Origin of the sequence: Streptomyces sp. NPDC088354, from assembly GCF_044753585.1 — a bacterium.
Lineage (GTDB): Bacteria > Actinomycetota > Actinomycetes > Streptomycetales > Streptomycetaceae > Actinacidiphila.
The window spans coordinates 58,352-85,248 of sequence record NZ_JBIVNJ010000026.1 but is presented as its reverse complement, the minus strand read 5'-3'; the positions used below and the strand labels follow the sequence as shown (position 1 = coordinate 85,248).

Here is a 26,897-nt window from a genome sequence, read left to right as displayed (position 1 = left end):
GGTGGGGCCGGCCACCTTGCCGCTGGCCCCACACCGCAGTCCCGGGGGCGCTGGTCCGGACTACTGGAGAGCTTGGGTGCGCAGCCGGGTGAGGATCCGGGTCAGGAGACGGGAGACCTGCATCTGGGAGATGCCGAGGCGCTCGCCGATCTGTGCCTGCGTCATGTCGTGGCCGTACCTCAGGGACAGGATCAGCCGGTCCCGCTCCGGCAGCTGCCGGATCAGCGGCTTGACCGCCTCGATCTCCTCCACCTTGCCGAAAGCGTTGTCGTCGTAGCCCAGCCGGTCGGCCCAGCCGGTCCCGCTGTCGCTCTCCTCGGTGGGCGGTGCGTCCAGGGAGGCGGCGGAATAGGCGTTGGCGGCCGTCATCGCCTCCACGACCTCGTCCTCGCCGATCTCCATCCGGGCCGCGAGCTCGGCGACCGTGGGCGCCCGGTCCAGCTCGACCGCCAGGAGGTCGGTCGCCTTGGCCAGGTCCAGGCGCAGCTCCTGCAGCCGCCGCGGCACGTGGACCGACCAGCTGGTGTCGCGGAAGAACCGCTTCATCTCCCCCACGATGGTCGGCAGCGCGAAGGTCACGAACTCCACCCCGTAGTCGGGATCGAACCGGTCGACCGCCTTGATCAGGCCGATCGTGCCGACCTGCAGGATGTCCTCCATCTGGTCCGCGCGCCGGGAGAAGCGGCGGGCCGCGAAATGCACCAGCGCCCCGTTCATCTCGATCAGCGCGTTGCGGACGTACTGGTAGTCGGCGGTGCCCTCTTCCAGCGTCTGCAGCCGCGCGAACATCACCTTGGAGACCTGCCGGACCTCCGGGGCCGTCATCGTGCCGGACACCTCCGGCAGCTCCTCCGGCGCACCGAAGTCTTGCGCCGTCTCGACCACGTCATCGGCCACTACCTGCATCCCAGCGCCCTCCTCAACCTGTTTCCTGGTGCGTTCTGCACTTCCAAGGCATCGCCCATCTGCCCCGGATCACGCCCGGCATTCGAACCTTCGGCGAAACGAGGCGGTGGCCGGAGTCGGGCCGGGCCGGGCGCCTGGCCGGGGTCGGCTCGGCGCGGCCTGGGGCGGCCACTCGAAAGGGCAGCCGGCAGGTCCGCGAGCCGTCCCGCGGCCGACACGCTACTGCCGTGGGAGCTTGGTGACGGTGTCGAGGTAGAAGGCGTCGATGCTCTGCACGGCGCGCTCGAAGTCGTCCAGGTTGACGGGCTTGGTGACGTAGGCGTTCGCGTGCTGCTGGTAGGCGCCGGAGACGTCGGCGGGCGCGGAGGAGGTGGTGAGGACCACCACCGGGATCGTCCGCAGGTCCTCGTCGGTCTTGATGACGGCCAGCAGTTCGCGGCCGTTCATGCGCGGCATGTTCAGGTCCAGCACGATGAGGTGCGGCCGCGGGTTGCCCGGATCACGAAGGTAGTCCAGGGCCGCCATGCCGTCCTCGACCTGCGTGATGTTGCGGGTGCCGCGCGCGGTGAGGGCGTCCTCGATGAGCATCGCGTCGGCGGCGTCGTCCTCGACCAGCAGCACGTCGTAGGGGCGGGCGGGGGCGATCATCATCGAGAGCTCGGGGAGTGTCGTGGGGGGTGGGGTCGTGGGTGATCAGTCCCGGCCATCGGCGGCGCGCGCCCTGCCGGGTCATGTTGGAGGCCCTGCCGATCTGCGGGTAGCCGGCACCGGCGTCGGCCGCCTCGTGCGCAGCGTTCTCTTCCAGGCGTTCGATGGCCTGCCGGAGATGAACCAGCATGTGCAGATGTGCCAACGCCTCCGCCTGGGCGGGCGACTGCTCACCCCACGGCAGGCGCTCAAAGGCACGAGCGACCAGGTCACGAACAAGGTCATCGACCGCGCCGGCGGTGAGCGCGGCGATCTCCTCCTCGCTCATCCGCAGGGAGAAGTGGATGCCAGGCATGTTCACACCATAGGCGCGCGCCCCCGAAAACGACAACAAGAGTTGTCACCCGGGGGCTGCGGTCGAGGTCGGCGCCCAAAGCGCTTCACGTCTTGCACCTCACCACGCCAGTCGCGTGGTGGCGAGCGTGACGGTGGCCGACGCCCTGGAGGGCACCGCGGCACGGTGAGCTGAGCAAAGACCCGACCCCCGCCGTAGTCGTGCGGCGGGGGTCGACTCATGGTGGAGGGTCCGCCTGGGGGTGAGCGGAAACCTCTGCTCCGACACACTCTGGTGCCGATCTTGACGGCGTGCACGCCGGGCGCGGCCGGTTGCGTGAGGGGCGGTCCCGCCCTGAGGGGCTGTGGTTCCGCCGGGCGGGACCGCACCACCAGGATGCGGCCACCTCCGGCGGCCGGTCACGGGTCACGGCGACAGAGCCCCTGCCGCTATCCGGCAACAGGGGCCCTGTCATGGCTGGCGACCGGAGGGGGCCAGCATGCCTGCCGCTCCCCACCCTGCCCAGCCTCGCCGGATGGCGCCCGTCGACTGCCGCCCCTCGGGTGGCGGCGTCCGGCGCAGCCCTGTGCGGAGACCCCGGACCACGCCGGGACGATCGTCGCGCGGCCCCCGCCCGAGGCGGAAGCCCGGCCGGGACGATCGGAACCGCTCTTCCAGAATGCGCCGCAATTCCGCCGGGGTCAGCCTTGCCGTGGCATCACTGGCGCCGTGGACCCACTCACCGCGTGGGCCACTTCCGTAACGCTGATGCCGGCGTCAGCAGCGAAGGGCAAGCCCGCTCCTGCACACAGGGTGACCGGACTCGGGTGCGCGAGTGCGGGTAGACGGACCAGTGGAATGTCCGACATGACAGGAGATGGTCAGTATGTCTCGCACACAGCCCGGCATCGAACAGCACCCGGATCTGCTGGAGCTCCGCGCCGATTACGAGCGTGCGACCGCGACCAATCGCGGTCAGGCAGTAGAGGCGATGGGTCTCCTCATAGGCACCTACCTGGCTGCTTCACCGTGGATCGCGGGCTTCAACGCGATTTTCGGCTTCAGCACGCTGTCGACGATCGCCGTCAACAATCTCATCGCCGGTATCGCGTACGCGCTGCTCATGGGCGGCGTGGGACGAGGCTTCGAGCGCACTCATTCCAAGGCCTGGGCGGCGGCCGTCATCGCCCTGTGGACGATCATCTCGCCCTGGTGTGTCGCGGGTGACGTCAGCAACTGGCGCACCATCACCAACAATGTGATCGTCGGGGTGATCGGCCTGGTGGTCGCGCTCGCAGCGGCGACAACGCGCCCCGGCAGCGCCCGCACGGCGGGGCACACCATGTCGGACACCCCTGGAGGCATGAGGCGCGGCTGACACAAACTGGCCGCGGAACGTCGCCGCAGATGAGGCCAGATGGCCACGGCCGATCACTGCGTCAAGGAAGGCGACTGCGGCTCGGGCGTTGATCCGGGAGCCGACTTCACTAGTCCCTACGGCGCTGCTGATGGCTGCTCTCGCGTAGCCGGTCGGTGTGACGAGTGAGGCTGCCGACGGCCGCGGCGAGATCGGGGTGGCCGGACTCCAGAAAGGGATGTGTGGCGGCGAGGGGAGCCAGCAGCCTGGCCGCGTCGTCGTGGGCCAGAGCGCGGTCCACGGCTGCGACAGCGGGGCGTGCCGATTCGGGCAGGTCGGTCAGAGCGGTGACCTGTGCGGCGAGCCGGCGCAAGTCGGCGGCTTTGTCCCGGGCCCACACATTGACCGAGCGATCGGCGGCCCGGCCGTCGCGAGTGGCTTTCACGCGCTGCTCCCCCGTGGTGCCCGCCGCTCCCGGCCGTAGGCGGAGATAGCGGCGCTCGGCCGCCTGCCGGCTCGCGACGCCGAGCGGGTCGGCCAGGTCGGCCCAGCTCGCACCAGCGGCGCGGGCGGTCTCGATCAGGCCGCTTTCCCAGCGGGCCAGCTGCTCGCGCACCTCACGCAGAAGGATGAGTGAGGCCAGTGCCTCCGCCGGACCCTCGTCAGGACCTGGTCGCGGCGCGGTGTCGTCCGCGGCACGGGCGATACGAAGGGCCTCCTCGATGGAGGCCAGGGCGATCGCGGCGGCGGGGAACGGAACGGCTCGGTCGTCGGCCGTTCGGGCGGTCGGGTCGGTCGGGTCCGTCGCCAATGGAGGCACCCCCTGTTGTCATCCTTCCGACGACGTCTTGTTTGTCATCGCTTGGATGACATGCTACAACGGAAGGCAGGTGAAGCGCATTGGCAGTTACTGCCCGAACGCTTGGAGGTGTTTCACGATGTTGATGCGCACCGACCCCTTCCGTGAACTGGACCGTCTGGCCCAGCAGCTGGTGGGAGCGACCGGCACCTGGTCCAGGCCCACCGCCATGCCCATGGACGCCTACCGCGAGGGCGACCAGTATGTGATCCTCTTCGACCTGCCCGGCGTCTCGGCCGAGGCGATCGACATCGACGTGGAACGGAACATGCTCACCGTCAAGGCCGAGCGACGGCCCACGGCCAAGGCCGAGGACGTGCAGATGGAGCTGTCCGAGCGGCCGCTGGGTGTCTTCTCCCGGCAGCTGGTGCTCGCCGACACCCTCGACACCGAGCACATCCAGGCCGACTACGACGCCGGCGTGCTCACGCTGCGCATCCCCGTCGCGGAACGGGCCAAGCCCCGCAAGATCTCCATCACGTCCTCCGGCGACCGCAAGCAGATCAGCGGCTGATCCCGGAACCGGACGGAACCCCGCACCACACAGGCAGCGGAGGACGGACGGCCATTCCTTGGTCATGCCGGCCCCGTCCTCCGCGCCAGACAGCAAGGGGGCAGATCCGTGGTCATGCGATCCGAAGCATTCCTGGCGCGGGTTCAGGAACGCGGCGAGTACTCCACACCTCAGGAAGCGGACCGGGCGGCCCGCGTGGTCCTCGCCCTTCTGGGCGCACACGTGGTCGGCGAGGAACGCGCCGAACTCGCCGCACGGCTGCCCGAGACGTACGCGCTCATCCTGCTCAACCCCATGCAGGCCACCGAACCACTGGACGCGGAGCGGTTCGTGCGGGCCACCGCCGCCTGGATCGAGGGCGCCACCGACCAGACCGCACGGTGGGACGTGGGCGCGGTGCTCAGCGTGGCCGCCGAGGAGGCCGGACCGGGCCTTCTGCGACGGCTCCTGCTGCAACTGCCCCCCGGCTACGACCTGCTGTTCGGCAGCCTCGGACCCGGCTGACCACGGTCGGCAAGAGCGAACACCTTCCTCCCCTCCCCCCTTCCACCGCATCCAGCGCACCAAAAAGAGAAAGAGCACCCGCAGATGGCCCAGCAACTCCAGTCAGCGCGCCCAGCAGCGGCGATGTCGTTCGAGCAGATGGTCGAACACGTCCGGTACGAGGGCGCCTACGCGACGAGCGAACAGGCCGAGCAGGCTGTACGCCACGTGCTCGCCGCCCTCGGCCGGCAGCTCACCGGCGAAGAGCGCGTCGCCCTGGCCGCCCGGCTTCCCCTCGACGCCGCCCTCGAGCTCACCGCCCAGATCCCCGCCACCACCCCCCGGACCGGCTTCGGCTTCGTCAGCGACCTGGCCCAACGCACCGGCGGCACCCCGGCCACCGCACGCTGGGATGCCGGCACCGTCTTCGCCGTCGTCGCCCGACTCGCCGGAGACGACCTCATCACCCGCATCCTGAACTAACTGCCCAACGGCTACGCGCTGCTGTTCGGCCGCGCCGAACTCACACTCTCCGCCTGACCCCGCACACCGCGGCCAGACCCCCGAACCGGCAGCCGCGGGGCCCGCGGCTCCGGTCCGCCCCACGGAGTGCGTCAGCCTCCGGCAAGCAGGTACACAAGCAGCACGGGAATGCAGACGGCCGCGACGACGAGCACGACAGCGACGACCGTGCACAAAGGGTCACGCAGCGCGTCCAGTGATCACGGGCGGCACACGCCGGCGCGGTGCGCCGGCGTACCCGCGTCACCGCCGTTTTCCCTGGACGTCCGTGGGCAGCCGCCCGGTATGACGCAATTCGGATACACGATGATGACCGAGCAGGCTGGCCCTCAGGAGCTGGTGAACCATGTGGTTCGCGCCGAGGAGGCCGGCTTCGACTTCTCCGTGACGTCCGACCACTACTTTCCGTGGCTGAAGGAGCAGGGTCACGCGCCGTACGCCTGGAGTGTGCTGGGCGCGGCCGCGCAGGCGACGTCCCGGATCCCCCTGATGACCTACGTCACCTGTCCGACCATCCGCTACCACCCGGCCGTCGTCGCGCAGAAGGCAGCGACGATGCAACTGCTGTCCCGGGGGCGGTTCCGGCTGGGGCTTGGGTCTGGGGAGAACTTGAACGAGCATGTGGTCGGTGGTGGATGGCCCTCGGCGGACGTCCGCCAGGACATGCTGAACGAGGCAGTGGAAATCATTCGTGCGCTCTTCGACGGAGGCTACGTCAACCACCGGGGCGAGCACTTCGACGTAGAGTCAGCGAAGCTGTGGGATCTGCCCGACCGCCCTCCGCCGATCGGGATCGCAGTGTCCGGGGCACAGTCCTGCGAAATGGCGGCCCGTCTCGGAGACCTGATGATCGCAGTCGAACCGGACGCAGAACTGGTGACCGCGTTCGAAGAGCACGGTGGGATGGGTAAGGCCCGCGTCGGCCAGCTCCCTGTCTGCTACGACCCGGACAGGGGTGCGGCCGTGCAGCGGGCGCACGAGCAGTTCCGCTGGTTCGGGAGCGGCTGGAAGGTCAACGCCGAACTCCCCGGCCCCCCCGCCTTCGCCTCCGCGAGTTCGTACGTGCGCGAGGAGGACGTCGCGCGGTCCATCCCCTGCGGCAACAATCCCGAGGTCTTCGTCGAAGCGGTACGCCCGTATGTGCAGGCGGGATTCACCGAGGTCGCTCTCGTACAGGTTGGAGGTGACGCTCAGCTCCCGTTCCTGGACTGGGCCGAGAAGACGCTCCTGCCCGCGCTCCGGGAACTGTGAGCCGCTCCTGGGCCGAGGGTTGCCAGCACCCCTCCTCCCCGGTGGAATTCCCGCCGCCATGCGTGGCCCTGCCCGCCCCCTGCGACGCGGGCCGGCAGGGCGCGGCGTCACCGGGCAAGGCGCATGCTGGAGGTCGGGGGCTCCTGCGGCTCGGAGCGTCTGCGGGGCTCAGCACATAAGCCGGCCCCCCGCTCAGGCGATGGCACTCTCCGAGGAAGCCGGGAACCGCGCAGGGCGGCCTCACCGTCGGACGCTCCCACTCGCGGTGGGCTCCCAGCAGCGAAGTGACCTCGGCTTCGTGGTCACGGAATCGGCCAGGGGCGTGGTCACGAGTCCCCAGGGGGAACTTGACCACGGCGGAAGCGTGAATACCCCGGATCAGGTGGTTTGACCCGCGAGTGACTAAGTCCACTGGTACGCGGGCCGGTCGAAGAACCAGATCGCGGCCTCGTTGGGGGTAGACCGCAAGACGATCAGGAAGTATCTGGCGCCAGCGGAGGCTTCGGAGATGGCCCCGGGTGGGCCGCCCACGAGCGAGGCGGACTGGGGCAAGCTGATCAAGAGCTGGTTCCCGAGCCGGCCCGGCGCCGACTGAACCAGGTCACGTGGGCAGAGATCGAGCCGCACCGCGACCGGGTCAAGGGGCTGCTGGAGACGACCACGGTGACCACGATCCATCAGCGCCTCAGAGACGAGGGGAAGTTGGCGGTGTCATTGTCGACGTTCCGCCGGTGGGTGACCGAGACCCTCCCGGACGAGTCGGTCCGGTCGAAGGTGACGGTGCTGCGGGACGACGTCGAGCCGGGCTCGTAAGCCCAGATCGACTACGGCTTCCTGGGTCCGTGGAGCAACCCGAGCACAGGCAATACGAACTGGTCTCCGAGCGGCAAGGGCGCTCGCTGATCATCACCAGCAACCGGGCTCCCAGCGACTGGTATCCCCTCTTCCCCAAGCCCGTCGTCGCCGAGTCGCTCCTGGACCGGCTGATCAACACCAGCCACCAAGTAATCATGAACGGCCCCAGCTACCGGCCGAACAAGCGTCCAAAGAACCCCACTGACAAGTGACTTCTCCCACCGCGCTTGGCCGGTCTGATCAGGTTGACCAGCCACACTGATCAGGCCGGCCGGCGGCGTTCACTCGTAGACGCGGGCCGCACCGAGCTGCCACGCCACAGAGGCCCAGGTCACCGGTTCGATCGGTGGGACGCCCGGGAACGCCGGTGGCCTGCCTAGCCTGGCCCCGAGCCAGGCCTCCCACGACTCCAGGAACTGGGCCATCGAACCGCTCGCCCAGCCGCCGCCGTCACCGGCCCAAAGTCCCTGGGCCAGCCTGTCCTGCGTCCAGGCACGGTCCCGGGCAAAGTCGGCGGCCAGGGCCAGCAGCAAGACTCGTAGCTCTCCAGGAGAAGAGACCGGCGGCTCGTCTCCAAGGGGCGCGGGCTCGGCGAGCCCGACCGACGGCGCGTCCAGCGCACTGAGCAACTGGTCGGCCAGGCCCTGCCAGCCGGGCTCCGGACCCTCGTCAGGCAGGGTGCCGGCCCAGCGGAGCAGGATGTCGTCGATCTGCGGCGCATCGGCGCCGAGGCCCTCGAAGCGCCGGCTGAGGCACCGCAGCAGAACACGGAGGTCCTCGCCGGTCTCCACGTTGTTCGTCACCGCGCGAGAGTATGGCAACGAGCTCCGGCCCATCGACCGGATATCAGGGCGGTCAGGCATTGTCGCGGCGCATCTTCCGCCTGCGGCCCGAGGCGTCGAGCCGGTGGGGAATTATCTGGCGTTCGACCTGGGGAATTCGCGGCTCTGTCGGGGATCTTGTGATGTTGGAGGACCCGGAATATGAGATCACCCACCCCTGAACCGGCCGGGCAGGTCCTTCCGTACCGTGGCGACCTCTTACCTTGGTGCCATGGGAGAGACGAACGCGAGGGGACGGGTGGAGTTGACGCACGAGGACGTCCACGCCGGTGAGTACGGTACCCGCGGGCGGTGCCTGCCCGAGCCGTGGATGTGCGATGTCTTCCATCTCGATGGCAGCCTGAGGGACATTCGGGTCCTCGACGTGACCCGCGTCGAGTGGATCGCGGTCTTCGAACGCCTGCGTGTTGTAGCCGACGAGACCGAGGTAGAGCACCCCTACCCCCGGCTCGATCCCGTACGTCCGGACTTCGCCGACCTTTTCCGCGTCTGGGCAGACGAGCCGGAGGGCCTGGGAACAAGTTTTGCCTTCCGGGCCCGCTTCGGCGCCGTCTGGTTCTTCGCCCTGCCCTGCGACGAAGAGGAGATCGAGTTCTCCGTCTGGCCCGAGGACGTCCTTGACGGGGCGGGGGTGGCCGCCGTGCTGCGGTTCCTGGTCGAGGTCTCGACGGCCAGTCAACGACGGACCCTGCTGACCGGCGAGGTCGTCCGGTATGACCCGGGGATGCCGACGCTGATCTCCCACGACCCTGATACCGGCCTCACTTCCCACATCTGAAGAGTGTTGTGGACGTTCGCGTAGTTCGGCTCTGTCGGGGATCTTGCGATGCCGCGGGGTCATGGACCGAGGAGTACGCGTTGGCGTAGGAGGTCGAGGCTGGCTCGGCCGTAGGCCATGCGCTTGATGAGCTTGACACGGGTGACCTGGCCCTCGACCTGGCCGGAGCTCCACGGTGTGGAGAGTCCTGCGGTGACTGCGTCGAAGTCGCGTCGCAGGCCGCTGACCAGCGAGTGGAGGGCTGGTAGGTCGTCAGCAAGGAGTCGCTCCATCCAGTCGGGAAGCTGGTCTCCGCGGAGGTCATGGAGCATTTCGGCGAAATCGTGGACGTGCCGTGCGGCTGCGTCGAGGTGAGGGCAGGCGGTACGGATCTCCTTCAGTTCCGCAGCGTCGACTGCCGCGAGGTGCTGGGGGTGCGTCATGATCCAGCGGACTACGCGTCGGGGCTTCGGGGCCGGCCTGGGCTGCGGCTGGGACACCAGCTGCTGCTTCCGTCCTGGTCGGCGGGGAGGTCTGAAGGCACGGAAGTAGCGGCGGAGGCACTGGATGCTCCCGGTGAATCCGCGCTCGCGCAGTTCGCGGTGGAGCTGGGGAATGTCGTGACAGCCTTCCAGCCAGCGGGCGTGGAGGTAGGGCTTGTGCTCGTCCAGCACGGACAGTCGTCCGGTGGCTTTGGTCAGGAGCTCGTCGAGGCTGGCGGCGCGTGCGAAACGGCGGACAGTGGAGTGGTCCAGCCGCAGTGTCCGGCCGATCGCCGCCAGGGACTTGCCCTCGGCCAGCAGCGCTTGGACCGCCGTGTATCTCTCTGTGGTGCGGGCCACCAGACGCCGAGGCTGGCCCATGACGTCGAGCTTGCCGTCAGGCGGGACGAACGGCACAGCCACCGGCCTGGACGGCTCCGGCGTGACCAGGTCCTTCGCGGTTACCTCCGCCATGACCGGGGTTGCCGCGAACGCGGCCTGGATGCACCCGTGGTGAGAGCCAACCGTCTTCTCCACCGCGTCCACGACGTTCCGCCACAGATGCCAGGCGTCGGCGACCTGCATCGCCTGCGGGGCACCGCTTCGGGCCCCTTCCGCGTAGGCGCCGGCCCGGTCACGGCAGATCACCTCCACTTCCGGGTGTCGGCGAAGCCATGCGGCCAGCGGCTCGGCGTCCCGGCCAGGCAGGACATCGACCGGGCGGCGGGCTTCCAGATCGACCAGAATCGTTGCGTATGAGTCGCCCTTGCGCAGAGCGAAGTCGTCCACTCCCAGGAATCTGACGGCGCCAACCGGTGGCTGCGGAACCGAGCGGAGCAGGTCCAGCAGCGCGTCCTTGGCGATGCGGATCCCAAGGGCCGCGGCAAGGCGGGCGCCGGGACGGCCCGCCAGGCACAGAGCGATCGAGGCGAGCATCGACCGCAGTACCTGCGTTTGCCTGGCATGCGGCCTGGTCAGCCCCTCGATCTGCTCGGCGAACGTCACCGCCGGGCACCGGCTGCTCAGACACTTGAACCGGCGCACGGTCAGCTCGATGACCACGGGGCTGCCAGCCACGGGCGCGTCCCCGAGCCGGCGAACGTACCGGCCGTGCACCCGCCACGACGGCATCCCGCACCCCGGGCATCTCACCGGCGTCGACTGACACCCCGCGCGAAGCGTGATGACCCCGGCCGCCCGCTTGATCGACTCGATGACAACACCGGACAGATGCGGCAGCAGCCGCCCCAACACCCCTGAACCGCACACCCGGAGACTGCCCAGCTCAGCCCTGCGACATCACAAGATCCCCGACAGAGCCGAATTCGCTGACCGTCGATATGGCCCACCTGCGACAGCGTGGGACTGAGTTGTACGTCCGCGAGCGGCTCGGAAGGCTCGGGGGCGGGCAGACCCAGGCCTTGGACGACTTGCCGAGCTCGAAGGTGCAGGGCCGCCACGATGTGCTCTCGCTCGGCGGGGTTCATGCTGAGCCAGAACAGCCGGGGCTGGCTGAAGTGGTCGTCGAACGATGCTGGCGCCTGGCGCACCTTCGCGGGGGCCGCGCGATCGGGGTGGGGTGCTCGGTGTACGGGCCGGCTCCCGCCGCTGCGCTCAACCGTGGCGGATGCCGTCCTGATGGCCGGGACCGTGGTCCGGCTGCGGAGGCATCCCGTGCTCCTCGCGCGTGCTCCACGCTTTGGCCCGGGGCTGTGCGGCCTGCTCAGGAGCCGGTTGCCGCGCCCGATACCGACGACCGACCACGACCGCCCCCACGAGAATCACCACGAGGACCACACCCACGATCAGCGGCACGGTGCCGACCACCATGGCGTGCGATACGGCGAGCTGGATTTCGTTCAGTGATCGCATGTGAGTCGGCTACCCCTTCGGCGGCGTTCAACGCCGGGGGCCTGCCCGTCGCCGTACTCTCCGGGCAAGGCCCCCTGGCAGACGTCCAGCTCGGCCGCGCGCTTGAGGAGGGCACGGAAGTCGGCGACGGCGCACACGGCAGCTCAAGCAGTGCCTTGCGTACCGTCTGCCTGCCGCTCTGATCCGTACCTCTCCCGGAGACTGGATACGGTGCGGCGAGTTGTTGCCCGTCCGAGATATTCGGCAGGGATTCGCCCCGCACGGCCCATCAATGGGGCGCACGGCGGTGCCTGAGCCCGCGGCCCATCCGGGACGGCGAGCCGGCACCTCAGGGAAGAGATTCCGGGGGGAGAGGCCGACGGCAGTACTGTACGCAGCATCCGGACCGGGCGGCCTCGCCGCCAGCGCAGGACAAGGCCGCCCACGTCTCAGCGTGTCTACTCACACTCTTGAGGGCCGGGCCGGCACGGCTCGTCGGCGTCAACGACGCATGGTGCCGCGGTTCATCGGTGCTGCCCTCACGGCGTGAGGACGACCTTCTCGCAGCCGTCCTTCTTGTTCTTGAAAAGGTCGTAGCCGGTCGGTGCTTCGGTCAGGGGCAGCCGGTGGGTGATGACCCTGGTGGGGTCGATCTCGCCCTGCTCGATCAGGCCCAGGAGCGGCTTCATGTACTTCTGCACGTGGCACTGCCCCGCTCGCAGGGTCAGGGACCTGTTCATCCAGGCACCCGCCGGGAACTTGTCGATCAGCCCGCCGTAGACGCCGATGACTGACACCACTCCGCCGCTCCGGCAGGACAGGATGGCCTGGCGCAGGGCGTGGGGCCGGTCGGTCTCGGAGCGGACCGCCTGCTTGGCCCGGTCGTAGAGGCGCACGTGGGAGGCACCGTGTGTGGCCTCCAGGCCGACCGCGTCGATGCACTTGTCGGGGCCCCGGCCGCCGGTGAGTTCGAGCAGTGCCGACCGTACGTCGGTGTCCTCGAAGTCGACGGTCGTGTAGCCCTGGGCAGCCGCCATGTCGAGCCGGTAGGTCTCCTTGTCGATCGCGATGACCTTCTGCGCACCCAGGACCCGGGCGCTGTCCATCGCGAACTGGCCGACCGGGCCGGCGCCCCAGACGGCGACGACGTCACCTTCCTGGATGTCGCACATTTCTGCGCCCATGTACCCGGTCGGCAGGATGTCGGACAAGAACAGCACCTGCTCGTCACTGAGGTCCGACTCGATTCTGAGGGCGTTGACGGCAGCCAACACCACCCGGGCGTACTCGGCCTGACCTCCGGCGAAACCACCGGTGAGGTGGGAGTAGCCGTAGATGCCGGCGGTGGGGTGGCCGAAGAACTTCTCCGAGATGCCGGCGTTGGGGTTGGTGTTCTCGCAGCACGAGTACAGCTCCGCCCGGCAGGACGCGCAGACGCCGCAGGCAATGGGGAAGGGCACCACGACCCGGTCACCGACGCGCAGTTTGTCACTACTGACGCCAGGGCCGACCTCGACGACCTCTCCCATGAACTCGTGGCCCATGATGTCGCCCTCTTGCATGGTGGGGACGTAGCCGTCGAGCAGATGGAGGTCGGAGCCGCAGATCGCCGTCGAGGTGATCTTCACGATGGCGTCGCGGCTGTTCAGGACCGTCGGTTCGGGGACGTCCTGCACCTCGACCGAGTTGCGTCCCATCCAGCAATTCGCCTTCATGCCAGGGCCTCCTTCAGTTCGCCGTCGGTCAGCGGTCGGGCCGGGTGCTGCGGGAACTCGCCGCGGGCCCGCTTGCCGCCGGGAGCGCCCTCGGAGCGGACGACCTCGCCGGTCTCCGCGACCTGCTTGAAGCGGCGCAGGTCGTCGTCCAGCTGCTGGTGCGGTTCCTCGCCGAAATAACGCGCCGCGGCCCTGCCCAGCGCCCCGCCGGGTACGTCGTAGCGCAGCGTCACCCCGATCTCCGTGCCCCCGCCGCCGGGGGCGGGCTCGAAGCGGACCTCGCCGGAGTTGTCGATGTCGGAGCCGTCCACCGACCGCCAGGCGATCATCTGGCCGGGGACGTCCTGAGTGGTCTCGGCGTCCCATTCGACCGCCTTGCCGAACGGCGCGCTGGCCCGCCAGTGACTGGTACGCGGGCCGGTGACGTGCACCTCCTCCAGGTGCCCCATGAAGTCCGGCAGTCGCTCCAGGTCGCTCCAGAGGGCGTAGACCTCGTCCGGGGGCGGGGTGACGGTGGTGGTCGCGGTCAGTTCCACGGGAGTGCTCCTATGGGTGCGGGTCATGGCCGCGTAGACGTCCGTGGCCGTGATCGCGGTGACCGCGGCGGTCGCAGCGACGGTGCGGCCGAAGCCGCGACCGTTGTGGTTCTTCATGGCCCGGGTCAGCATCGTCAGATCCATGAGGTCGCCGCCGACACGGCCCCAGAGCCAGGCGGGATGCGGCCGCCCCAGCAACCCGGCCGCCGCCACCAGCTCGCGCACACCGACGACGGTCGTGACCGTCCGGTGCCGGGACGCGTCGTCCATGCCCAAGGCCCGGGCGAAGCCCGCCGGGGCGACGACCTGGGGCACACCCAGGAGCGCGCTGGCCCAGCCGAGGCCGCGTACGAGCGGATCGTGTCGGAGGGGGGAGGTGGAGCGGGTGTCTGTCTTCATGGGTGCTCCTCACGTGCGATGGGGTGACGGGAAGGCAGGGCCACTTGCGTGAGGAGTGAAGGCTGCGTCGCGGACAACGCCGGGGTTTCCGCGTGGCCCGTCCGATCCTCGACTCGTCACCGAACCGGCAGCGCAGTCGCCGGGTCGTGGTGTGGACTTGACTGGCTTCATCAGGCCTGCCTTCCGTCCTCCCGAGCCGGACAGGGTTGGCCGCCGCTGCTCAGGTAGGACGCGATCACAGGCGACGCCGGCGCGTCCGGCCTCGGCCGAAGCCGGGGTTGGACGCCGCTCGTCGGCCGGCCCGGTCGGGGCGGCAGGCGCGCGATGAGTCCTGCCGCTGGGGATGTCTTATGTCACTCCTCTCCGCGATGGGCGGAATCAAGAGATTTCAGCCGATGCCGGAGCCGGAGCAGTCATCGGGGACCGGCGGGAAGGTGTGGCCCTGCTCGTCTGTGCTGGTGAAGCAGTTACCGTTTCCACAGGTCCACTCGGCTGATCTGCAAGGCCCTGTCACCGAGGGCCGGAGGCCCTTCGGGGAACCACCGCACGGGCAGGATCTGGCTGTGTCGTCTTCGCGGGTCGCCTTACCTGCGTGGCTTCGCTGAAACCCCGCGCGGCGCTCACGCCGCGGCGTGGTCGCCGAGGTGTCCGTCTCGGATACCCGGCCGGCTGTCCGCGACCGCGGAGCCGTAAGCCCTCGCAGGGCGCCGAGCGCCAGGAAGTCGCCGCACGGCCCGGTTCTCCGGGTATTCCCGCAGCCGTGTACAGCGCCACCCGTGGGCGCGGGAAAGTGTCCCACACAGCGATTCGGTCGGCGGGCAGACAGGGCGACGGCGCCAAAGGGCTGCGTGCCTGCCTGGCTCTCTCGCGGGCCGGCAGGCAGGTCATGCCCGGGAGCCGCTCACCAGGCCACCCGGCAGTACAAGAAGGTCGTGCAGGGTGGCGGTCCTGCAGTCAGGACCGGCCGCGGCCGCTGACGAAGTCGCTGACTCGGTCCACGAGACCTGCACCGGGTGCGAGCAGCTTGTTGGCCGGCGGGGTGTCGGGGGCGCTGGGGTGCGGACGGGTGGGCGCCGTCTTCCTGACGGTGCGGACCTTGTCGCCGAGGCCGTCGGGCTGCTTTGCGGAGCAAGCCTCGGCAAGCATCGGGAACAGGCGCTGTTCCTCGTCCTTGACGTGCTCGCCTACCTCGGAGATCAGGCTCTGGATCAGCTCATCGAACTGCGGGTCGTCACTGTCGCGCTGTACGAGTTCCTTGAGAGTCTTCTCGATCGCGGCGTGATCCTTCAGTTCCTGGTCCGCGAGTGCATCCTTCCGGAACGGGTTTCCGGACGGCAAAGTACAGGCACACCTCCTCGGCCGCCGAGTGACGGACGAGTTCCTTGGTCGCCTCATCCATCAGACGACGGCGTTCCTCATCACCCCTGGGCCGTGCCGGCCCGTGTCCTGCGGAAGCGGCGCTGCGCAGCCTCACGTGTGATGGGAATCGGGGTGCGTCGCAGATTGGCAGGACCATGGGCTTCAGTGACACAAGTGACCCGGTCATGGACGCGTTGCTGGACACGCTGCATCGTACGGAACCGGGACGGCTCGCTCGCGTGATCCAGAAGATTTACGCCGATGCCGGCCTGAGCCGGGTGGGTATTTTCGTGGCCGACCTGCAGCAGAAAGCGCTGGTGGAGCTGACCGACGCACGGAGCACCCAGCCGCCTCAGCGGTTGGCCATGCATGCCAGTCTCGCCGGATGGGCTTTCCGGTCCGAATCGTTGCGCATCCAGCCAGGTGAGCAGGACCGGGTGGTGCTGTTCGTGCCGATCATCGACGGCGTTGAACGGCTGGGCGTTCTTCGCGTGGAGACCCTGGCGCTGACAGCCTCGACGATCCGGCGTTGCCAGTCCCTTGCTGCCGTGGTGGCCATGGCACTGGTGACCAAGGGTGCCTACAGCGACGAGTTGGCTTGCAGCCAGCGTGCCACAACGATGGGGGTGGCCGCGGAGATGGTGTGGGCATTCCTGCCTCCCCGCACTATCGGCACCGAGCTGATCACCTCCAGCGCCGTCGTGGAACCCGCCTACGAAGTCGGCGGTGACGCCTTCGACCACTCCGTCAGCGACGACGTGCTGCACGTGGCCGTCACCGACGCCATGGGACACGATCTGGCCGCTGGCCTGACGTCCTCGGTGGTCCTGGCCGGCTGCCGCAACGCCCGCCGTTCCGGCGCCGACCTGCCTGCCATCGTGCGCACCATCGACGACCATCTCGAGCAGCTGTTCCCCGACCGCTACGCCACCGGAGTCCTTCTCCAACTGCACATGACCACCGGCCACCTGAGGTGGGTCAACTGTGGGCATCCTGAGCCCTACCTGCTGCGCGAGGGCATTTTGGTGTCCGGAGCCTTCCACCAGGAACCGTGTCTGCCCCTGGGCATTCGGCTCCCCGAAGATGAGCGGGCAGTCCACCACATCCAGCTGAAGCCCGGCGACCGAATCCTTGTCTACACCGATGGCGTCACCGAGGCCCGGCTGACCGGAAAGAGCTTCGGGGAGGACCGCTTCATCGACTACATCAACCGCGCCGTCGCGGCGGGAGAACCTGCACCCGAAGTCTTGCGGCGACTCGTCGACGCCATCCTCGCCTCGCAGAACGGGCGCCTGAGTGACGACGCGACCATACTCCTCTTCGAATGGCACCCTCTGCGTGAAGCACAGGGACGGTAACCAGTCGCTCAACGTCGCGGCAATGCTGCTGCGAGGAAGCCCTGCGCCGTACGGGGGTATACGCGCTCTCCCCAGGTCTCGCCACGGAAGGGAAGCGGTGGACCAGGGGTCGACATTGGGGTCCCCGTCGCAGCCGACGCATACCCTGCGTACATGTAGCCCACAAGTCGGTCGCGGGCCCGTCCAGTGGACAGAACGCCCAGCCGGGGGCCCAGCGCTGACCTGTGCCAGCGCATCCCGGCCGGGCGGACCAGCACACCCTAGAGCCTCGACGGACCTCCATGCCGCAGCAACACACAGGTTTACGCCACCCCCGCTGCCGTCCCGGTAAAGCGGAACCACGCCACGTCTGCCTGCCCTGCATGAGCGATCGACGGCGTCAGCGAGAAGCGGGAGTGGTCGCCTATTCCTTCGCGGAGGGCACCGCCAGCGGATCGCGCGGTGCGTCCGCCTTCGCTTTGTGCATCTGCTCGCCCAGCTCAACCAGCAGGTTACGGCCCATGGCCTTGCGTACCTCCGGGAACCAGTCCTGTTCTTCCTCCTCGACGTGGTGGCGGACGTTCTCCATCAGGACGGTCATCTTCGCCTTGAAGCGTTCGTCCTCGGGGTCCATGTCCTTGAGCTCCGACAGCATCCACACCACGGCGTGGTGCTCCTCGACGCTCTCCAAGACGTGGTCGGTGGTGTCCGGCGCCGCCTCCCGCGCAGCGGGGTAGAAGATCTTTTCCTCGATCCAGGCATGGACCGTGAGCTCGCCGATCACCTCATCGACGATCGCTCGCCTCTCCTCGTAGGCGCCGGCGTCAGTCTTCTCGAAACGCTTGAACAGCTTCTCGACCGTCTTGTGGTCGTCCCGAAGCAGCACGATGCCGTCCACGGAGCCTCCTCGTCCTGTGAGATGGCGGGCACCGCTCGCCGGTGCCGCTCACTCCGCCTACCCCCAAGGGCGCATTCAAGGGCCGGTACCTCCTCGGAAGCACCCGAACAGACCGCCCGGCACCGGCGCAGATCCATCGCCATCTCGCCACCCCGGCAAGGGAAGCGCTGCCCAGCCGTGTTCACGACCCAGCCGGTCGGGCCGCGCAGAAAGGAACGCAGGCTTCCGGAGCCACTTCATCGGACATGCCAGAACCGGGTCTGACGCCGCGGCACGTACGAACGTGGGCGGGGTCCAGCCACTTCTGGCTGGGCCCCGCCCACGAGGGCGCTGCGTGGCGCCACGGTCGCTGCGCTGTGCGTCTACCAGCGATACCAGCGGCCCCTGCGGTCACCGCTCCCGGTGGACCGCGCGACGAAGCCGAGCAGCCACAGAACGAGAACGATCACCGCAATCCACCACAGCGCCTTCAGCGCGAAGCCCGCACCGAACAAGATCAGGGCCAGAAGAAGTACCAGAAGCAGGGGAACGATCGTTATCGACCTCCTCGACACCGCGTGCCCCTGACCTCGACCCGCAAGCACGCGAAGACCATGCCTCTTCACTGGCCGAAGGGCCCACGAAAACACGCCGCGGCCTCTCGGGTCGCTCGGCATGTTTGCGGCACTTCGCACGGGTCAGACGAAGTCACAGCACACGTCGTCGATGCCAAGGAAGGTGAGCGGGATGACTGCCAGCGAAAAGGCCAAGGCGAAGACCGAGCAGGCCGTCGGCAAGGCCAAGGAGACCGTCGGCGAGGCCGTGGGCAACGAGAGGCTGACCGCCAAGGGCCGCGCCGAACAGGCCAAGGGCGACGCCCGCGAGGCCAAGGAGAAGGTAAAGGACGTCGGCCACGACATCGCCCGCCCCTGACCCGCGGCGTTCAACGGGTCCGCAAGACTCCGGGGCCGCTCCCGTCATGGGCGTCATGGGGGGCGGCCCCTCGCGGGAGTTGCGAGTGCATCGGGTGCTCGCATCCGCCGGCCCGACACGGACCAGGCGCTCCTCGTTGATGCCGCGCAGCGGCCCGTGGCAAGACGGCTGGGATGTGCGGGAGAACGCGACGGAGCTGCGCCGCGGCGTGCTGCGCGGCAGCCTGCGGAACCTGTCGTCCCGGGCACTGCTCACCAGTTGCTCAAGCTCCAGCCCGCGCCTACACCCCGCCTCGCCATCGACCCATGTGCCGGCAGCAGTGCGCGCACCTGCGCGGTCCTGCGGACACGGACGTTGCGAATGCGGTATTCGCCGGAGTTCTCGGGGGTTCGGTCAGCCGGGCACGAGGTTCAGTCCGGGTTGGGGATGCCGAGGAAAGCCCGGCCGTTGGTTTCGAGTGTTTTGGCGTCGAGGCCGTGGTCCAGCAGGTAGCGGACCGGTTCGGGCTGCGCCATGTCGAAGGGGTAGTCGCTCCCGCACAGGATCCGGTCCGGTGCGGCGTGGGCCGACAGCAGTCTCAGTACTTCGGGATCGTGGGTGACGGTGTCGAAGTACAGCTTGGCGAAGGAGTCGGCCGGAGGTCGGCCGCTGCCGTGCCGTACGTCCGCCCGTGAACGCCATCCGTGTCCCCATCGTCCGAGCAGTGCTGGGGCACAGCCTCCGCCGTGGACGAAGCAGATGCGAAGCCCCGGCAGTTCTTCGACGACTCCCGTCAAGAGCACGGACGCGACGGCGGTGGTGGTCTCCACCGGGTTGCCGATCAGGTTGACCAGGTAGTGGTCTTCCCACTCCGGGCGCGGCAGCTGCATCGGGTGGACGAGGACGGCCAGACCTGTTTCGGCGGCGACGGCCAGCACTTCGCGCATGGTGCCCGTTCCGTAGGATTGCCCCTGGCGCAGAGGTGGGACGGCAACACCTGCGATGCCCGCCATGCTTTTCAGGCGCGTCATCTCCTGACGGGCGGCATGCACGTCATCGACGCGGACCAGTCCGAGCCCGACCAGGGTGCCGTCCGAGGACCCGACTGCCTCCGCGAGTTGGTCGTTGTAGGCCGCGACGTATTCGTCCGCGTCGCCGGGAGCGAAGACGGGGAAGGCAAAGGGCGGCGCCGAGACAACGCGGGCGCCCAGGCCCGCTTTCAACGTGTCGGCGATGACCGCCTCGATGTCGGTCATCGCCGTGGTCGGGAAGAACAGCGGGCTGTCGCCGAGGTACAGCTCTCCGTCGCGGTCGTTCATGCCGCCCAGGGGGAAGCCCGGTGGGAGGGAGAGCAGTTCCCGGGGCAGCCAGTGGGCGTGGACGTCGATGATGCCCGCGCGGATGCGTCCTGTTGCGGACATGTCTCCTCCTCAACCGGCCGGGTTGGCGCGAGGCAGGTCAGGTCGCGGGCTGCCGCTGTTCCCGCGCTGCACGCGTGATCGCTCGGCGGATGGGTTCATAGCCGGTGCAGCGGCAGACGTTGGATCCGACGATGTGGTCCACGCGCTCGGGGTGATCGGCCAGGTTCGGGTCGGCTTCCAGCGCCCCGGCGGCCACCATGAGGAAGCCGGGCGTGCAGAAGCCGCACTGCAGGGCGTGCTCGGCGGAGAAGGCCCGCTGCAGAGCGCTGGGCTCGCCGTCCGGTGCGGCGAGTCCCTCCACGGTCCGGACCTCGCTGCCGTCGCACTGCACGGCGAGCATGAGGCAGGAGCGCACGGCCTCGCCGTCCACGAGCACGGTGCAGGCCCCGCACACGCCGTGCTCGCAGCCCAGGTGCGTGCCGGTGAGCCGGCAGTCCTCCCTCAGCACGTCGGCCAGGATGCGCCGGGGCTCCACGTCGAGGGGGTAGTTCGCGCCGTTCACGGTGAGGGTGATCTTCATTGGCCGTCTCCCTGGGACTTGCCACTGCGGGACCGGTGGTCGTTCGCCGCCTGGCACAGGGTCCTGGCGGTCACGACGGCGATGGCGTGCCGCCGGTATTCGAGGTCCGCGTACGGTTCGGCGATCGGGTCGGCGTCCTGCTCGGCGGCGATGCGGCCCGCGCGGGCGAAGGGGTGGCTTTCCGGCAGCTGGTAGCCGTCCGCGGGTGGGCCGATCTCGACGCCGGTGAGGGCTTGCTCGGCGGCGTGGGCGCGCAGGGGGCGGTCGGCGCAGTTGACCAGTCCGATGCGTGCTTCGCGGATCACTCCGTCGTGCACGGTGAGGACGGCCGCGGCGGCGACCTGGGCGAAGCAGAAGTGCGTGCGCCGGTGCTCGATGAACCCGACGCCGGTGTCCTCGGTGAGCAGCGGATACGTCACCGAGGTGATCAGTTCTCCGGGTCGGCGTTCCGTTGTGAGCGGGCCGTGGAAGTAGTCGCGGGCCGCGACCGTTCGGGCGCCCTGGCGTCCTTGCAGTTGGATGTCGGCGTCCAGGGCCATGGCGATGGCGCACCATTCGGAGGCGGGGTGTCCCCAGCCGAAGCTGCCCACCATGGTCCCGCGTGACCGGATGGGCGGGTGGGCGATGTTGACGACGGCGAGGGCGAACAGCGAGCCGAGGGGACCTGGCGCGGCCTGCGCGGACTCGAAGACCTGGTGCCTGATCAGGGCGCCGACCTGCAGTGTGTTGTCGATGACGCGCAGGTGGTCGAGTTCCGGGATGCGGTTGATGTCGACGACCAGGTCGGGGCGGATGCGCTCCAGGTGCATCTCCAGGAGCAGGCTCTGGCCGCCGGCCAGGACCTGGGTCATGCGGTCCCCGTCTGCGAGGGCGTCGAGGGCCTCGGGCACGGTGCGGGGGGCGATGTAGTCGAAGGCTGCGGGCTTCACCGGTTCTCCTCCTGCTTCGGTGCCCTGGCGGCTCGCCAGATCACGTCCGGGGTGAGCGGCATCTGCAGCAGGTCGGGATCGGCCGGACGCAGTGCGTCGACTACGGCGTTGACGATCGCGGCCGGCAGGCCGATGCAGCCGGACTCGCCGGCGCCCTTGGCGCCCAGTGGTGAGTTGGGGCTGGGCGTGCAGGTGTCCTTGACCTCGATGGGCGGAACCTCGGTGTAGGTCGGCAGGAGATAGTCCAGGAGCCCGTTGTCCAGCATCGGGGTGCCGGCGTCGTCGTAGGGGATGGCCTCGTACAGGGCCTGGCCGATGCCCTGCAGCGCAGAGCCGAAGGCCTGAGCGCGGACGATGTCGGGGTTGAGTTGGACCCCGCAGTCGTCGACCGTCACCACCTTCAGCAGTTCCACGGTGCCGAGTTCGGGGTCGACCTCGGCGACCGCCACGTGGGCGCCGAAGGGGAAAGCCATGCCCGTCTCGAAGCGGTCCTCCACGCGCATCGGGCCGGTGGCCTTGACCAGCTCGCTGACGTCCATGGCCGCCGCGCCGTCGTGGGCGGCGTGCACCGCGCCATCGGCCCACTCGACCTGTTCCAGGGGCAGATTCCACAGCTCTGCGGCTCGCTGCCTGGCCTCCGTGATGACCAGTTCGGCGGCGTGCTGCAGCATCGCACCGGCGACCTGGGCCGTGCGGCTGGCGAACGAACCCAGGCCCTGGGGCTGTTCGCCGGTGTCGCCCTCGATCAGCCGGACGCGCTGTTCATCCACCCCCAGGGTCTTGGCGACCAGCGCGGGGAACACCGTTTCGTGGCTCTGGCCGCTGGAGGCGGCGCCGCACCGCGCGGTGATCGTGCCATCCGCGGCAACCTCGATGCTGCCGAACTCGTGCAGGCCGCCCGGCTCCCCGCCGGAGCGCTCGACATAGCAGGACAGGCCGATTCCCAGGGGCTTGGCGGCCGGATCCGTCCTGCGCCGGGCCTGCTCGGCCCGCCATGCGTCGTACCCGACGGTCTCCAGCGCCAGGTCGAGAGCGCGGGCGTACTCGCCGCTGTCGTAGGTCCGCCCGGTGGGGGTCGTGTAGGGGAAGCTCTCGGGCGGGATGAAGTTCCGGCGCCGCAGCTCCGCGGGGTCGAGCCCCAGCCGGCGGGCCATCATGTCCATGCACCGTTCCAGCGCCATCACCGCCTCGGGCCGCCCGGCACCCCGGTAGGGGTAGGTGAGCATGGTGTTGGTCAGGACCGAGCGGACGGTCGAGTGGACCCGCGGGGTGGTGTACGCGCCGGTCGCCATCCAGGCCGTCTGCATCGGCAGCCCCACCCCGAGGTGAGGATAGGCGCCGACGTCGGCGTCGATGTGGAGCTCGTAGGCGAGAAGCCGTCCTTCGGCGTCGGCGGCCAGGCGGGCGCGCTGGTCCTGCCCGCGGCCGCGCGTGGCGGCCGTCATCGATTCCAGACGGTCCTCGATCCACCGGACCGGTCGCTGGAGCTCGACCGCCAAGAAGACCGCCACGACGAACTCCGGGAACGAGGCGCTCTTGCCGCCGAATGCGCCACCGGTGTCCGGCACCACCACCCGGATCTGCTCCTGCGACCAGCCGAGCAGTGCCGCCGTCTCACGGCGCAGCCGGTGCGGCATCTGGTGCCCCGACCAGATCGTCAGACGGTCGCCCTCCGGGACGACGAGGATCGTCCTGCACTCCATCGGCGTGGGCATCAGGAGGTTCTGGCGGTACCGGCCCTCCACCACGGCGGCCGCTTCCCGCCACACCTCGTCCTCGACGGGACTGCCGGTCTCGCCCCGCAGGGCGATGTTGCTCAAGCCCTCGAAGAGCCGCGTCGCATCCGTGGCGGCCTCGGACGGCGTCACCACGGCGGGCAGCGGGTCGACCTGGAAGGTCACCTCGGCCGCCCCGTCCTCGGCCCGGTAGCGGTCCTCACCGAGAACGACCGCGACTGCCTCGCCCGCGTAACGCACCCGATGCTTCACCAACGCCGGCCACTCCCGGCCGGCAACCGCCTCGTCCGAGGACAGCTTGGCGAGCACGGTGTGCGGCACCGGAGGCAGGTCCTGCAGGTCCGCGGCCGTGTGCACGCACGCGGGCAAGTCCGCGAGATCCGCGGCGGACCAGGCGCCCACCACACCGGGCACCTCGCGAGCCGCACTGCAATCGACCGCGCGCAGCAGACCGTGACCTACCTTGCTCCTCACGAACACCGCGTCAAGACAGCCCGGCACATCGATGTCGGCGACGTAGCGACCTTTACCCGTGAGCAGCCGCTCGTCCTCACGCCGTGACCAATGATGCACAACCACACCTCTCACTGGTACTGGCTCAGGTTCCGGGTACGACGCCGCCCGGTCCCCGTCGGGCCTCACACCCGGGGTCCCGCATCGCGACAGACCAAACACGCGTTGAAGCGGTTGTAGTGGAGCTTAAGCACCCCGCCCGAGTCCGCGCATGTCGAGCGTTCGGGCCACCGCTTCGCATCGCTTCAAACCCGAGGAGTGGCTGACCGCCCCGGCAGGCGTGAGGAAGCCACCAGCGACGGGCGCCTGGCCGACCTGCGCCAGCCTGAACTGGACCTCAACGCAGTCCTGTTACGACTCGAGGTGAGAAGGCACTGACCACGTTGCCGAGGCGGTGCTGATTGCCTGAGCTTGATCTTTAACCCTGCTGCTGTTTCGAGCGGACGTGTTCGGTGAGGGTTGCGGCTCGTTTCGCGGTCTTGGCGGGCTCGTAGTGTGGTGCTGGCCTGCGGTTTTTCGATCCCGGTGGGCGTCCGGGGTCGGGCTTGGAGGGTTTGGGCACCGCTACCGGGCGGGGCGTCTTCGCGCGGAGGTGCCGGAACCCCCGGCGGACGCGAGCGGGGGTGAGCCGGCGGGGTTCGGCGGGGCGTTCCCAGGGGCGGCGGAGGTCCTCGGCGAGTGGTCGGGCGAGGCGGAGTTGGGTGTGGGCGGCGATGATCAGCCAGGTCCACAGGTCGGCGGTGTGTAGGTCGCGAACCTTCGGGACAGTCCAGCCGAGGGTCTGCTTGAACAGGCGGAAGGTGTGTTCCAGGTCGAAGCGCCGGAGGAACGCCTGCCAGCGAAGGTCGACGTCGGCGCCGGTCATGCCGGTGCGTGAGGACCACAGCCAGACGGGCTTGGGGTCGCGGACGCCGGTGATCCAACTGGAACCCGGCGCCACCCCGAGACGACACTCGGGCCCTCAGCCTGCCAGCCTCCGCCACCCGCAACAAGATGGTCCGCCGACTCCGTCGGCGGACCATCAAGAAAGACCGAGGCCAGGCGTAAGCGTCAAACCAGAATTACGCCAGGGCCACTGCTACTGGGCGCGCACGGGACCGAGTTACAGTTCTGTGTGCCACCAGTCCTCAGTGGGATTGACGTAAAGAACATTCCCCAGGCCCATCCTGAGATAGCGTGTCGCGTCAGTGGCACTGTACAGAGTGCCAACATGGGGGCCGACGTAAACAGGCGGGAAACCCTGATTAGCGAACGCGCGATTCAGGGAATCAGAAATCGCCCGCCAGTGGCCTTCAAGTTCCTGCTGAGCTGCCGGGATCCCCACCCTTTGAGTACCAGACATCACGCCTCTGAAGCTGCCTTCCACATCGTTGAATCGGGCCGCTTCGGAAGTGAACTGGATTAGGAACAGTAGCGAACGAGCCATGGTCGAGCTGTATTGGTCGTTCTGATTCACGTACAGAAGATTATAGACCGAATTGTTCAGGCCGAAGGAGCCGTAGAAACTTGCATCCAATTGCGACCTGTCGTACGGGTTTCCGTTGACGTTGCCGGTGCGCGACACCACGTCATTATAGTCGGCCCCGTAGGGAAGTTGCTGCATCGTCCCCAAATTGGGGAGCAAAACAGCACTCGAGCCTGCCGTTCTGCTCAGGTTTTCCATGACCTCTGGCAGGTTGTAATTCTCCTCGGAATCCGGCCTAAACCAGAACGTGACGCCGGCTTGATTAGTGAATCCGCGAAGGTACAGATTGTGGGGAGAAATCCAAAGCCGTAGACTCTGTCCATTCACGTTGATATCTGCTCGAACGAGCGAGGTTGCCGCATTCTGCGTGGCGTACACCCCGCCAACAGAGTGACCCGCAGCATTCCGAATGCTGGCTAGGAATGTTGAGTACTGGATTACAGCGTTACTGCTGGGACCTGTACTAATATCCAGCCACACGTGGGATATCTGACCAGATGGGGTGTCCGCTTTGGCCGGCCCTGCCGCAAAGGCCAAAGCTGCTGCGGCCATAAAGAGAGCCACAATTGAAGCGAACAATCTGTTGATTGTGCTGCGACCCAGCACTGGGAACAGCGATTGGTTTAGCATGTTATTCCTTTCGTCAGATGAAAGAGGGCTGGGCTAGACAGTGCCATGCATCTCTTCGGAGAATTCTGCACTATTGCATATACTACTCGGCGAGCCAGGCATTTGGGCGAGGCCGACAGAGGAAGCGGAATCAATAGGGCGACTCAACCGATCGACCGTCAGCACGAAAGTGACAGGAATCGAGTTCTCCGGACGGCGACCGATGCCGCTGGTGACTCTATGAGTCTCCTATGGCCTTTATCGCGCGTTCCCTACCCTCAGTCGCGTCTTGCCGCACGGCGCTGACCCAGCCCAGTTGGTATGCGCTGGGTCAGCGGAGACATCGGCCTTGAACCGAGGGGCATTCCGCCACTCCTTAATCCTGCAGGGGTGCAAACGTCGACCCTCGAACGCAGCCGATGTGCTTGCCGTGTCAACTACATTAACATGAGAATGATGGACATCATCCAGATGTGCGTGTTACGTCAGCCACACCGCCAAGGCGGCGGCCGACATGTGCCCGCTGCACGCTGCGGGCATGCGGTCGAGCGCCGCCCCGTTTCGTGGACTCCGGGTATTTTGCCCTTGGTTCGGTCCCGCACCGCGCAGACCAGACTTCGAGGGGCCTGGAGATGACCGCAGCACCAGACCAACTGCCACCTGCCCAGACCTCGAGTTGCCGCCGGGTGCGGTCATCGGACTGGCCGAGTTGGCATGGGGGCGGGTGCGCTGTGGGGCGCGGTGGGAGCGTCGTGCGGGTCTGGGCGGGCTTTCGGTCTCGGTGGGGCCGGAGGCGGGTGAGGGTAAGCCGCTCGTCCGGATCACCGGACACGGGGACTCTTCCGCCAGCGTCTCCTGCTTCCGACTGCCGGATCCACCGCGCTTCTAGCCTCGATCTTGCATGAGGG

At 68.4% G+C, this 26,897-nt stretch carries 25 protein-coding genes and 2 pseudogenes; 9 read left to right on the top strand and 18 right to left on the bottom strand.

From position 1 onward, the window contains the following. Nucleotides 1-60 precede the first annotated feature (60 nt). Entirely contained in the window at nucleotides 61-906 is an 846-nt protein-coding gene (locus ACIP98_RS29685) for an RNA polymerase sigma factor SigF (RefSeq protein ID WP_401978887.1), read from the bottom strand. Nucleotides 907-1,125: 219 nt separating this feature from the next. Beyond that, the gene (locus ACIP98_RS29680) at nucleotides 1,126-1,557 is read right to left on the bottom strand and encodes a response regulator (protein ID WP_319660880.1); all 432 of its coding nucleotides are present in this window, start codon (nucleotides 1,555-1,557) and stop codon (nucleotides 1,126-1,128) included. A gap of 1,217 nt (nucleotides 1,558-2,774) precedes the next feature. Here ACIP98_RS29680 and ACIP98_RS29675 point away from each other — a divergent pair. Beyond that, nucleotides 2,775-3,266 (top strand): SPW repeat protein, encoded by a 492-nt coding sequence (locus ACIP98_RS29675; RefSeq protein ID WP_319660882.1) that lies wholly within the window; start codon nucleotides 2,775-2,777, stop codon nucleotides 3,264-3,266. 109 nt (nucleotides 3,267-3,375) lie between these two features. On the opposite strand, the gene ACIP98_RS29670 is transcribed toward ACIP98_RS29675, so the two are convergent. Continuing rightward, complete coding sequence (locus ACIP98_RS29670; RefSeq protein WP_401978885.1) at nucleotides 3,376-4,056, bottom strand: HSP18 transcriptional regulator; 681 nt, start codon at nucleotides 4,054-4,056, stop codon at nucleotides 3,376-3,378. Nucleotides 4,057-4,183: 127 nt separating this feature from the next. Here ACIP98_RS29670 and ACIP98_RS29665 point away from each other — a divergent pair, with 127 nt between their 5' ends. The 5 genes from ACIP98_RS29665 (at nucleotide 4,184) to ACIP98_RS29645 (ending at nucleotide 7,941) form a co-directional block, all read left to right on the top strand. Further along, nucleotides 4,184-4,618 carry an Hsp20/alpha crystallin family protein gene (locus ACIP98_RS29665; RefSeq protein WP_401978884.1) on the top strand — a complete coding sequence of 145 codons (435 nt, stop codon included), beginning with the start codon at nucleotides 4,184-4,186 and terminating at the stop codon, nucleotides 4,616-4,618. Nucleotides 4,619-4,732: 114 nt separating this feature from the next. Further along, nucleotides 4,733-5,122 (top strand): DUF2267 domain-containing protein, encoded by a 390-nt coding sequence (locus ACIP98_RS29660; RefSeq protein WP_401978882.1) that lies wholly within the window; start codon nucleotides 4,733-4,735, stop codon nucleotides 5,120-5,122. An 84-nt stretch (nucleotides 5,123-5,206) separates the two neighbouring features. Continuing rightward, nucleotides 5,207-5,584: a DUF2267 domain-containing protein gene (locus tag ACIP98_RS29655; protein WP_401978881.1), complete on the top strand. Its 378-nt coding sequence runs from the start codon at nucleotides 5,207-5,209 to the stop codon at nucleotides 5,582-5,584. Nucleotides 5,585-5,908: 324 nt separating this feature from the next. Further along, entirely contained in the window at nucleotides 5,909-6,874 is a 966-nt protein-coding gene (locus ACIP98_RS29650; protein WP_401978910.1) for an LLM class F420-dependent oxidoreductase, read from the top strand. 842 nt (nucleotides 6,875-7,716) lie between these two features. Continuing rightward, a complete protein-coding gene (locus tag ACIP98_RS29645; protein ID WP_319660888.1) occupies nucleotides 7,717-7,941 on the top strand; it encodes an ATP-binding protein in 225 nt (74 codons plus the stop codon). Nucleotides 7,942-8,010: 69 nt separating this feature from the next. On the opposite strand, the gene ACIP98_RS29640 is transcribed toward ACIP98_RS29645, so the two are convergent. Then, nucleotides 8,011-8,532, bottom strand: a complete 522-nt coding sequence (locus ACIP98_RS29640; protein WP_319660889.1) for a hypothetical protein — start codon at nucleotides 8,530-8,532, stop codon at nucleotides 8,011-8,013. A 250-nt stretch (nucleotides 8,533-8,782) separates the two neighbouring features. Between ACIP98_RS29640 and ACIP98_RS29635 the strand changes: the two genes are divergently transcribed. Further along, nucleotides 8,783-9,349, top strand: a complete 567-nt coding sequence (locus ACIP98_RS29635; RefSeq protein WP_401978879.1) for a hypothetical protein — start codon at nucleotides 8,783-8,785, stop codon at nucleotides 9,347-9,349. 59 nt (nucleotides 9,350-9,408) lie between these two features. On the opposite strand, the gene ACIP98_RS29630 is transcribed toward ACIP98_RS29635, so the two are convergent. From ACIP98_RS29630 to ACIP98_RS29605, 6 genes and pseudogenes are all read right to left on the bottom strand, one after another. Beyond that, nucleotides 9,409-11,064 carry an ISL3 family transposase gene (locus tag ACIP98_RS29630; protein ID WP_401978878.1) on the bottom strand — a complete coding sequence of 552 codons (1,656 nt, stop codon included), beginning with the start codon at nucleotides 11,062-11,064 and terminating at the stop codon, nucleotides 9,409-9,411. Continuing rightward, nucleotides 10,959-11,360, bottom strand: coding sequence for a catalase-related domain-containing protein (locus tag ACIP98_RS29625; protein WP_401978877.1), 402 nt, complete (start codon nucleotides 11,358-11,360; stop codon nucleotides 10,959-10,961). Before ACIP98_RS29625 ends, ACIP98_RS29630 begins: the two co-directional genes overlap by 106 nt. Before the next feature lie 64 nt (nucleotides 11,361-11,424). Continuing rightward, nucleotides 11,425-11,682 (bottom strand): DUF6479 family protein, encoded by a 258-nt coding sequence (locus ACIP98_RS29620; protein WP_319660890.1) that lies wholly within the window; start codon nucleotides 11,680-11,682, stop codon nucleotides 11,425-11,427. A 518-nt stretch (nucleotides 11,683-12,200) separates the two neighbouring features. After that, nucleotides 12,201-13,376, bottom strand: a complete 1,176-nt coding sequence (locus tag ACIP98_RS29615; protein ID WP_401978875.1) for a zinc-dependent alcohol dehydrogenase — start codon at nucleotides 13,374-13,376, stop codon at nucleotides 12,201-12,203. After that, the gene (locus ACIP98_RS29610) at nucleotides 13,373-14,311 is read right to left on the bottom strand and encodes an SRPBCC family protein (RefSeq protein WP_319660892.1); all 939 of its coding nucleotides are present in this window, start codon (nucleotides 14,309-14,311) and stop codon (nucleotides 13,373-13,375) included. The genes ACIP98_RS29615 and ACIP98_RS29610 overlap by 4 nt, the downstream gene beginning before the upstream one ends. 954 nt (nucleotides 14,312-15,265) lie before the next feature. Next, nucleotides 15,266-15,785 (bottom strand): annotated as a pseudogene (locus ACIP98_RS29605) (hemerythrin domain-containing protein). Between the two features lie 70 nt (nucleotides 15,786-15,855). Between ACIP98_RS29605 and ACIP98_RS29600 the strand changes: the two are divergent. Then, nucleotides 15,856-17,028, top strand: a complete 1,173-nt coding sequence (locus tag ACIP98_RS29600; RefSeq protein ID WP_401978873.1) for a PP2C family protein-serine/threonine phosphatase — start codon at nucleotides 15,856-15,858, stop codon at nucleotides 17,026-17,028. A gap of 403 nt (nucleotides 17,029-17,431) precedes the next feature. On the opposite strand, the gene ACIP98_RS29595 is transcribed toward ACIP98_RS29600, so the two are convergent. Further along, entirely contained in the window at nucleotides 17,432-17,905 is a 474-nt protein-coding gene (locus ACIP98_RS29595) for a hemerythrin domain-containing protein (RefSeq protein WP_319660895.1), read from the bottom strand. Nucleotides 17,906-18,267: 362 nt separating this feature from the next. After that, nucleotides 18,268-18,459 (bottom strand): DUF5670 family protein, encoded by a 192-nt coding sequence (locus ACIP98_RS29590; RefSeq protein WP_401978909.1) that lies wholly within the window; start codon nucleotides 18,457-18,459, stop codon nucleotides 18,268-18,270. A gap of 172 nt (nucleotides 18,460-18,631) precedes the next feature. Here ACIP98_RS29590 and ACIP98_RS29585 point away from each other — a divergent pair, with 172 nt between their 5' ends. Next, nucleotides 18,632-18,817 carry a CsbD family protein gene (locus ACIP98_RS29585; protein WP_319660896.1) on the top strand — a complete coding sequence of 62 codons (186 nt, stop codon included), beginning with the start codon at nucleotides 18,632-18,634 and terminating at the stop codon, nucleotides 18,815-18,817. Between the two features lie 410 nt (nucleotides 18,818-19,227). Here ACIP98_RS29585 and ACIP98_RS29580 read toward each other — a convergent pair whose 3' ends face one another. The 6 genes and pseudogenes from ACIP98_RS29580 to ACIP98_RS29555 all read right to left on the bottom strand — a co-directional run bounded on the left by ACIP98_RS29580 (nucleotide 19,228) and on the right by ACIP98_RS29555 (nucleotide 26,010). Next, the gene (locus ACIP98_RS29580) at nucleotides 19,228-20,217 is read right to left on the bottom strand and encodes an amidohydrolase family protein (RefSeq protein ID WP_401978871.1); all 990 of its coding nucleotides are present in this window, start codon (nucleotides 20,215-20,217) and stop codon (nucleotides 19,228-19,230) included. Nucleotides 20,218-20,254: 37 nt separating this feature from the next. Continuing rightward, on the bottom strand, nucleotides 20,255-20,737 hold the full coding sequence (locus ACIP98_RS29575; RefSeq protein WP_401978870.1) for a (2Fe-2S)-binding protein: 483 nt from the start codon (nucleotides 20,735-20,737) through the stop codon (nucleotides 20,255-20,257). Continuing rightward, nucleotides 20,734-21,666 carry an FAD binding domain-containing protein gene (locus tag ACIP98_RS29570; protein WP_401978868.1) on the bottom strand — a complete coding sequence of 311 codons (933 nt, stop codon included), beginning with the start codon at nucleotides 21,664-21,666 and terminating at the stop codon, nucleotides 20,734-20,736. The genes ACIP98_RS29575 and ACIP98_RS29570 overlap by 4 nt, the downstream gene beginning before the upstream one ends. Further along, nucleotides 21,663-23,975: a xanthine dehydrogenase family protein molybdopterin-binding subunit gene (locus tag ACIP98_RS29565; RefSeq protein ID WP_319660900.1), complete on the bottom strand. Its 2,313-nt coding sequence runs from the start codon at nucleotides 23,973-23,975 to the stop codon at nucleotides 21,663-21,665. Before ACIP98_RS29565 ends, ACIP98_RS29570 begins: the two co-directional genes overlap by 4 nt. A 358-nt stretch (nucleotides 23,976-24,333) precedes the next feature. Next, a pseudogene (locus ACIP98_RS29560) lies at nucleotides 24,334-24,822 on the bottom strand (transposase); the annotation flags it as partial. A gap of 195 nt (nucleotides 24,823-25,017) precedes the next feature. Further along, the gene (locus tag ACIP98_RS29555; RefSeq protein WP_401978866.1) at nucleotides 25,018-26,010 is read right to left on the bottom strand and encodes a ribosome-inactivating family protein; all 993 of its coding nucleotides are present in this window, start codon (nucleotides 26,008-26,010) and stop codon (nucleotides 25,018-25,020) included. Nucleotides 26,011-26,897: the final 887 nt, after the last annotated feature.